This window comes from Mycobacterium intermedium (assembly GCF_002086275.1).
In the GTDB taxonomy this organism is placed as follows: Bacteria; Actinomycetota; Actinomycetes; order Mycobacteriales; family Mycobacteriaceae; genus Mycobacterium; species Mycobacterium intermedium.
The window spans coordinates 1-7,385 of the sequence record NZ_MVHT01000152.1 but is presented as its reverse complement, the minus strand read 5'-3'; the positions used below and the strand labels follow the sequence as shown (position 1 = coordinate 7,385).

Genomic DNA, 7,385 nt, shown 5'->3' with positions numbered 1-7,385 from the left:
CAACAACCTCACCCGACCCGCCCGGGTCACAGCACAACGTAACAACACGAAGTAACTGCACCTACGAACTTAAGGACGCCCACCATGAACACGCTGGACTACCGGGCGATTGACGTCGACAACCACTACTACGAGCCGATCGACGCGTTCACCCGCTACCTCCCGAAGGAATTCAAGCGGCGCGGTGTGCAGATGATGCGCGACGACAAGCGCACCTGGGCGGTAATCGGCGGGCAGATCAACCAGTTCATCCCGAACCCGACGTTCGACCCAATCATCGAGCCGGGGTGCCTGGACCTGTTGTTCCGCGGCGAGATTCCCGAGGGTGTGGACCCGGCATCGTTGATGAAGGTCGACCGGCTCGCGAATCACCCCGAGTACCAGAACCGGGACGCTCGGGTGAAGGTAATGGACACCCAGAATCTCGAGACGGTGTTCATGCTGCCCACGTTCGCCTGCGGGGTCGAAGAGGCGCTCAAGCACGACATCGACGCGACGATGGCCTCGGTGCACGCATTCAACCTCTGGCTCGATGAGGACTGGGGCTTCAATCGGCCCGATAACCGGATCATCTCGGCGCCGATCATCTCGCTCGCCGACCCCGAAAAGGCCGTCGAGGAAGTCGAGTTCGTGCTTGGCCGCGGCGCCAAGCTGGTTCTGGTCCGCCCTGCGCCGGTGCCCGGTCGGGTCAAGCCGCGGTCGTTGGGAGACCCCGTGCATGATCCGGTTTGGGCGCGGTTGGCGGAGGCCGGCGTCCCGGTGGGCTTCCACCTCAGCGACAGTGGCTATCTGGCGATCAACGCGTTGTGGGGCGGCAAGGCCACCTTCGAAGGATTCGGCAAGAAGGATCCGCTCGATCAGGTGCTGCTGGACGACCGGGCGATCCATGACACGATGGCGTCGATGATCGTGCACCAGGTCTTCACCCGTCATCCCAAGCTGAAGACCGTCAGCATCGAGAACGGCTCGTACTTCGTCTACCGCTTGATCAAGCGCCTCAAGAAGTCCGCTAACAACAATCCGCGTCACTACAAAGAGGACCCGGTTTCGCAGCTGAAGAACAACGTCTGGATCGCGCCCTACTACGAAGACGATGTCAAGCTGCTCGCCGAGACGATCGGCGTGGACAGGATCTTGTTCGGCTCGGACTGGCCGCACGGCGAAGGGCTCGCCGACCCGATGGCGTTCACCGCCGACATCCCGCAGTTCCCCGAGTTCAGTGCCGAGGACACCCGGAAGGTGATGCGAGACAACGCGCTTGATCTGCTCGGTGTGAATGTTCCCGCCTCGGTGTAGGCCGTCCCTCGGGTCACTGCGATGAGCGAATGGACAATCGGCGCGGTGCTGGACGCGGTCGCCGAGGCCGTGCCCGACCGGGTGATGACGGTGTGCGGCTCTCGCCGCAGTACCTTCGCCGATTGTGCCGACCGAACTCGTCGGCTGGCTAACTTTCTGGCGGGCAACGGCTTTGGCGCGCATGCGGAACGTGACACGCTGAGCAACTGGGAGTGCGGCCAGGACCGCGTGGCGCTCATCATGTACAACGACCTGTACCCCGACATGGTGATCGCGTGTCTGAAGGCCCGCGTGGTGCCGGTCAACATCAACCACTATTACACGCCGCGCGAAGTCGCCGACCTGCTGGCCTACGTCAGGCCGCGCGGGGTCATCTACCACCGCTCCCTGGGGGCAAAGTTTGCCGACGTACTCCCGTCGGTGGGTGCCGACTTGCTGGTCTCGGTTGACGACGGCAGCGACTATCCCGAGCTGCCCCGTGCGGTCACGCTCGAAGATGTGCTGGCACAAGGGGATTCCGACTGCGACATCATCCCGTCGCCCGACGACCTGATCATGATCTGCACCGGCGGCACGACCGGCCGGCCCAAGGGTGTGCTGTGGCGACAAGCCGACATGTACGTCGCGTCGATGAACGGCGCCGACCACGTCGCGGTCGACGAGATCCACCAACGAGTGCAGAAGGTCGGCCGGCCCTGGTACGCGGTGTCGCCGTTGATGCACGCCGCCGGCATGTGGACCGCCTTCTCCGCCATCCTTGCCGGCCAGACCGCCGTCCTCTACGACACCGCGCGGAGGTTCGATCCCGCAGCGGTGCTGGAGATCGCCGAACGCGAAAAGGTCGGCCTGATGTCGATGGTGGGCGACGCCTACGCCGGACCGCTGGTCGGAGAACTCGACCGGCGCCGCTACGACCTGTCCAGCCTGTTCGCGATCGGCACCGGCGGCGCGGCCACCAACGTCAAGCATCAGCGGGCCTTACTCGACCACCTGCCGCACATCACGGTGATCAACGGCTACGGCTCCTCCGAAACGGGCAACATGGGATTCGGCCACAGCCGGCGGGACGTTCAAGCCGACACCTTCACGTTCCGCGCCGGCGGCTTGGTGTTGGCCGAGGACTACAGCCGATTCCTCGACCCGGGCGAACCACACGTCGGTTGGGTGGCCCGCACCGGCCGTATACCGTTGGGCTACTTCGACGACGAGGCCGCCACGGCCAAGACCTTCCCCGTGGTGGACGGTCTGCGCGTCGTCATCTCCGGGGACCGGGCGTCGCTGGAAGCCGATGGCACCCTGCGCCTGCTGGGCCGGGATTCGCTGGTGGTCAACACCGGCGGCGAAAAGGTGTTCGTCGAAGAGGTCGAAGAGGTGCTTCGCGCCCATCCCATCGTCGCCGACGCCCTGGTGGTAGGCCGGGAGAGCGAACGCTGGGGGCAGGAAATCGTCGCTCTGCTCGAACTGCGTGACCCGGCCGCGGCGCACCTTCAAGTCGACACCGACGCCCTGCGCGCGCACTGCGCAGCCGAACTGGCAAGGTTCAAGGTGCCCAAGGCATTTATCGTGGTCGACAAGGTCCGTCGTCTGGGCAACGGCAAGGCCGACTACCGATGGGCCAAACAAGAGGCCGCTCAAACCGCAAGGACTCAGCCATGACTCAGCCCGCCGGCACGCCGGTCCCTCGAAAGGTCATTGACTGTCTGGTCAACGTGCACTTCGGGGAGACGGAAAAGCAACCGGAGTTCATGACCAGGGTTCGCGACGACTACTTCAAGGGCCCCAAGTCGATGTTCGACCCGGTCGACCTGTCCGAGTTGCTCGACGAGATGGATGAGCACGGTGTGGAAAAGGCCATCCTGATGGACAATCTCACCAAGCCGTCGGTGACGGCCCGCAAATTCGTCGATGCTCGCCCGGACCGATTCGCCTTGGCCCTCGGCGGCATCAACCTGCTCCGCCCGGTGGGGCCGTTACGCGAGCTCACCGCCGCGGTAGCCGATCTGCCGGTGGCGTATGCCGTTGTGGGCCCCAGCTTCTGGGCCGACGGCATGTACCCGCCCAGCGACGCGGTGTACTACCCGCTGTATGCCAAGTGCGCCGAACTCGGACTTCCCCTCTGCGTCAACACCGGCATCCCCGGCCCACCGATACCGGGGGAGGTGCAGAACCCGATTCACCTGGATCGGGTGTGCGTGCGCTTTCCGGAGCTGAAGCTGTGCATGATTCACGGCGCAGATCCATGGTGGGACATCGCGATTCGGATGCTGATCAAGTACCGCAACCTACGGCTGATGACGTCGGCGTGGTCGCCGAAGCGGTTGCCGGACAGCCTCATCCACTACATGCGCACCCGGGGCGCCAGCAAAGTAATCTTCGCCTCGGACTGGCCGGTGCTGCGTCAGCACCGGGTGGTCCCGGAGGCCAACGCCCTCGACCTGCCCCCCGACGTCCTCGACAACTACCTCTACAACAACGCCAACGACTTCTTCTTCCAACCAGGGAACGGTGACTGATGGATCGCTACGAGCTGCGCCGACAGGACTACAGCCTCACCGAGGATCACAAGGCTTTGCAGGCCGCGTACCGACAACTGCTGGAGACTCACTGTCCTATCGAGACGGTCTGGGCCGCACAGGAAACCGGCTTCGACAAGAGCCTGTGGGAGCGGTTGTGCGCAATGGGTGCCTCCTCGATGGCGATCAGCGAAGACGCGGGCGGGGACGGAGCCACCCTGGTGGATCTCACGCTCGTCGCTGAAGAACTCGGTCGTGCGCTGGCCCCGGTGCCGTGGATCGACCACGTCTGTGCCGCGCGACTGGCCGAGACACTCGGCGGCATCGAGCCAGACGTGATCGAAGGCACCCGGATTCTGGGGCTCGATCCCGCACCCGAACCGGCGAGCGGATCGCGGCTCATCCCGTCGGCGTCCATCGCCGACGGCCTCGTCGTGCGTGACGGCGACGACGTTGTCCTGTTGACCTTCGCCACTCGGCCCGCCCGGGTGCCCAATCTGGGGCAACTACCCCTGGCTTGGGTGGACCCCGGGGCGGCCGATTCGCGGACCGTCCTGGGCTCGGGTCCCGAAGCGGCGGCGGCCTACCGACGCGCACTCGACGAATGGCGGCTGCTGACCGCGGCTGCGCTGGCCGGCCTGGTCGAGCAGACGATGACCATCGCGGCCGAATTCGCCAAAACGCGCTACACGCTTGGTGTTCCGATCTCGACGTTGCAGGCGATATCGCATCCGTTGGCCAACATGGCGATCGTCGTGCAGGGTGGTCGCAACCTGGCCCGACGCGCGGCGTGGTACCTGGACAACGAACCCGAGGAACGGCCCGAGTTGCCTGGTTGCGCGTTCGTGTTCATGGCCGAGGAGGCGGCCAAGGCGGCCACCATGGCGGTACACATCCAGGGCGGACTCGGAGTGTCGGTCGAGGCCGCGGCGACGGCGTATCTGGTGCGCGCCCGCGGCTGGGTGCTGGCCGGCGGCGATCCCGGCGTGACGGCCAAAGAGGTGGGTCGGATCGTCGCCGAGCGGGAAAGTGGTGCGGCCTAATGGATTTCTCGCGGGTTGAACTCGACGACGACGACAAGGCGTTTCTCGCCGAGGTGCGCGCCTTCCTCGCCGAAACCGTCACCGACGAGGTTCGTCGGCGGGACCGGGAGACCGGCGACAACTTCGACGAGGGCGTGCACCTGGCGATCGGTGCGAAAGGCTGGCTGGAAAAGGAGTGGAAGCCGTCGTCCGAGGGCGGCTTCAGCCGGGTCCGCCGCCGGATCTGGGAGCTGGAAAAGCGTCGTGTGCACACGCCGTGGGTGACCTGGGGCACGACGGCCATGGTGGCTCGGGCGGTGGCCGAGTTCGGCAAGCCCGAACTCGTCGAAGAGGTGCTGCCCAAGGTTTTCAGCGGACATGTCCGAATGTGCTTGGGATACACCGAACCCGAGGGTGGATCCGACATCGCCACCTGTAAGACGAGGGCGGTGCGAGAGGCGGATGGGTCGAGCTGGATCATTAACGGCTCGAAGATGTTCACCACCGGCGCACACAACTGCCAGTACGTGTTCCTCATCACCAACACCGACCCGGATGCGCCAAAACACAAGAGCCTGACCATGTTTCTGGTCCCGCTCGATCTTCCGGGCATCGAGATTCAGGGCATTCGCACCGTCGACGGCGACCGGACCAACATCGTGTACTACAGCGACGTGCGGGTCGACGACAAGTACCTGCTCGGGGAGGTCAACGGCGGCTGGACGGTGCTACGCGGCCCGTTGGACGCCGAGCACGGCGCCGTCTCCGCCGCCCCGGACGGGTTGCAAGATGTCGCGATCATGCAGCACCAAGCGGGTTTCATGTCCACCGCTGTGGACGCTGTGGCGGCTTTGGTGGGCCGACCGGGCCCGGACGGGACGCGCCGGATCGACGACGGCTCGGTCGCATACCGACTGGGCCGCAGCGCCGCCCGCCTGGAGGCGGCGCTGTCCACACCGAGCATCTTCGGCAGGGTTGCGCAGGCGCAGACGATGCGCGACATCGGGCCTGAGTTGATGGATATCGCCGGCCCCGCATCGGTGTTGCCCATCGAGACCGAGGGCGCCGCCGACAACGGCGCGTCGGAGTACCTCTACCGATTCGCCCCGCTGGCTGGCATCTACGGCGGCACCCTCGAGGTGTTCCGCAACATGATCGCTCAGCATGTGCTCGGGCTGGGCAAGCCGAACTACTCGCCACCGGCCAAGAAGATCTCCTGAACGCGGCGCAGTCGCCTAGGCGCTGTTGACCAAGATCGCGTACTGAGCCGCGGCCCGCTGCTGGGCGTCTTTTTCCTCGTTACTCCACACCGAGCCGATGTAGCGGCCGAACGATACGAAACACACGAAGCGCGCATTGGCATTGTCGGCCACGATTTCCGCCTTCTGCTCGACACAACGGGCGTCGCTCAGTGCCTCGGGCGGAGCCACGTCATGGTCGATGTACTCGGCGCGGACCGCTTCGATCAGTTTGGGCAGCAATGCCTTTGCGGACGCCTCGTCACGAGCCCGCAGCAGTTGGCCCTCGGTGCTGAACGCGCAGCGGTCGACGTCCGCCTGCTCAAACAGCCCTTCTTTGCGGACTGGGCTGTCGGCACAGAAGCCGGCCGCGTGCGGACCCATGCTGCCGAAGGTGCTTGATACCTGCGGCTGTTCGGCCGGGACGAACAGCCGACTGAGCATCCGATCCGGGTCCAGCGGCAGGGTGGTGACTCCGATGGCCACAGACGGGATGACCTTGTCCAGCAACGGTGTTTGCAGGTCCAACGTCCGCTTCACCCGCTGGGTCAAGAACGCCACGTTGTCGTTTTCATCGCTGCGAACGATGACGGAGACAACCATTCTGCCCGAAGGCATGGTCGCGCCGATCGAGGGGGAACCGGGTCGATAGTGTGCCTTGGCCTTGGCATAGCCGGGGATTTGGGCGGGCCGGTTTTCGCTGTTGACGGCGAAGTCGACGGCGTCCATCTCGGCGGCGGCCTTGGCGGCGGCGTCGTCGTTGGGAAAGCTCGTCACCATGACCAGCAGGACGTCGCCGAACTTCTCCCGGGCAAAGTCCTGGATCCGCTTCGAGACGCCTTGGACGATGTACGCCGAGATCATGCCGTATTTCTCGAGCACGGGTTGAGTGAGCGGAGTGCCGGTGCCGGCGATGGTGGTGGCAGCCGTCGCCGGGTCGGGGGTGGCGCTGCCGTAGACGTGATCGAGCACGGGGTCGACGTCGTAGGGATTCACGACGCCCTCGGCCAGGCGATACGCCTCGAGAAACTTCCCCTGCTCAGTTGTGGTGGGGCCCGGCAGGGGCCGCGGCTTCGTGTTGTAATTCCCGACGTCCAGTTTGCTGAGGTCGACAGCGTTCTTGTGGCTGGATTCGCCACCGTCGCTGGTCAACGCCCAGATGCCGAACCCGGCCGCCACGGCGACGACCAGGAAAACCGCCGCGCCAACCAGGATCCAACGGGACTGGTTGCGCTTCGGGGGCGGCGCCGGTCTACGATTTTTTCTGCCGGGATACCTGGACGCAGGAGAACAGCGATGAGCGACGGCACGGTACC

The 7,385-nt window shown here is 65.2% G+C and carries 6 protein-coding genes; 5 read left to right on the top strand and 1 reads right to left on the bottom strand.

The features are described 5' to 3' along the window. Positions 1-84: 84 nt before the first annotated feature. The 5 genes from BST27_RS29120 to BST27_RS29100 are packed head-to-tail and all read left to right on the top strand — an operon-like array spanning position 85 to position 6,051. The gene (locus BST27_RS29120; RefSeq protein WP_069417250.1) at positions 85-1,296 is read left to right on the top strand and encodes an amidohydrolase family protein; all 1,212 of its coding nucleotides are present in this window, start codon (positions 85-87) and stop codon (positions 1,294-1,296) included. A gap of 21 nt (positions 1,297-1,317) precedes the next feature. After that, on the top strand, positions 1,318-2,952 hold the full coding sequence (locus BST27_RS29115; RefSeq protein ID WP_069417251.1) for an acyl-CoA synthetase: 1,635 nt from the start codon (positions 1,318-1,320) through the stop codon (positions 2,950-2,952). Further along, entirely contained in the window at positions 2,949-3,809 is an 861-nt protein-coding gene (locus BST27_RS29110) for an amidohydrolase family protein (RefSeq protein ID WP_069417252.1), read from the top strand. Before BST27_RS29115 ends, BST27_RS29110 begins: the two co-directional genes overlap by 4 nt. Next, positions 3,809-4,852 (top strand): acyl-CoA dehydrogenase family protein, encoded by a 1,044-nt coding sequence (locus BST27_RS29105; RefSeq protein WP_069417253.1) that lies wholly within the window; start codon positions 3,809-3,811, stop codon positions 4,850-4,852. Before BST27_RS29110 ends, BST27_RS29105 begins: the two co-directional genes overlap by 1 nt. Further along, on the top strand, positions 4,852-6,051 hold the full coding sequence (locus BST27_RS29100) for an acyl-CoA dehydrogenase family protein (RefSeq protein ID WP_069417254.1): 1,200 nt from the start codon (positions 4,852-4,854) through the stop codon (positions 6,049-6,051). Before BST27_RS29105 ends, BST27_RS29100 begins: the two co-directional genes overlap by 1 nt. Positions 6,052-6,066: 15 nt before the next feature. Here BST27_RS29100 and BST27_RS29095 read toward each other — a convergent pair whose 3' ends face one another. Beyond that, on the bottom strand, positions 6,067-7,248 hold the full coding sequence (locus tag BST27_RS29095) for a DUF7373 family lipoprotein (RefSeq protein WP_083148752.1): 1,182 nt from the start codon (positions 7,246-7,248) through the stop codon (positions 6,067-6,069). Positions 7,249-7,385: the final 137 nt, after the last annotated feature.

Bases quoted from the DNA above. Each gene is read 5' to 3' on its own strand.
- BST27_RS29120 (WP_069417250.1), top strand. From the start codon at position 85: ATGAACACGCTGGACTACCGGGCGATTGACGTCGACAACCACTACTAC.
- BST27_RS29115 (WP_069417251.1), top strand. From the start codon at position 1,318: ATGAGCGAATGGACAATCGGCGCGGTGCTGGACGCGGTCGCCGAGGCC.
- BST27_RS29110 (WP_069417252.1), top strand. From the start codon at position 2,949: ATGACTCAGCCCGCCGGCACGCCGGTCCCTCGAAAGGTCATTGACTGT.
- BST27_RS29105 (WP_069417253.1), top strand. From the start codon at position 3,809: ATGGATCGCTACGAGCTGCGCCGACAGGACTACAGCCTCACCGAGGAT.
- BST27_RS29100 (WP_069417254.1), top strand. From the start codon at position 4,852: ATGGATTTCTCGCGGGTTGAACTCGACGACGACGACAAGGCGTTTCTC.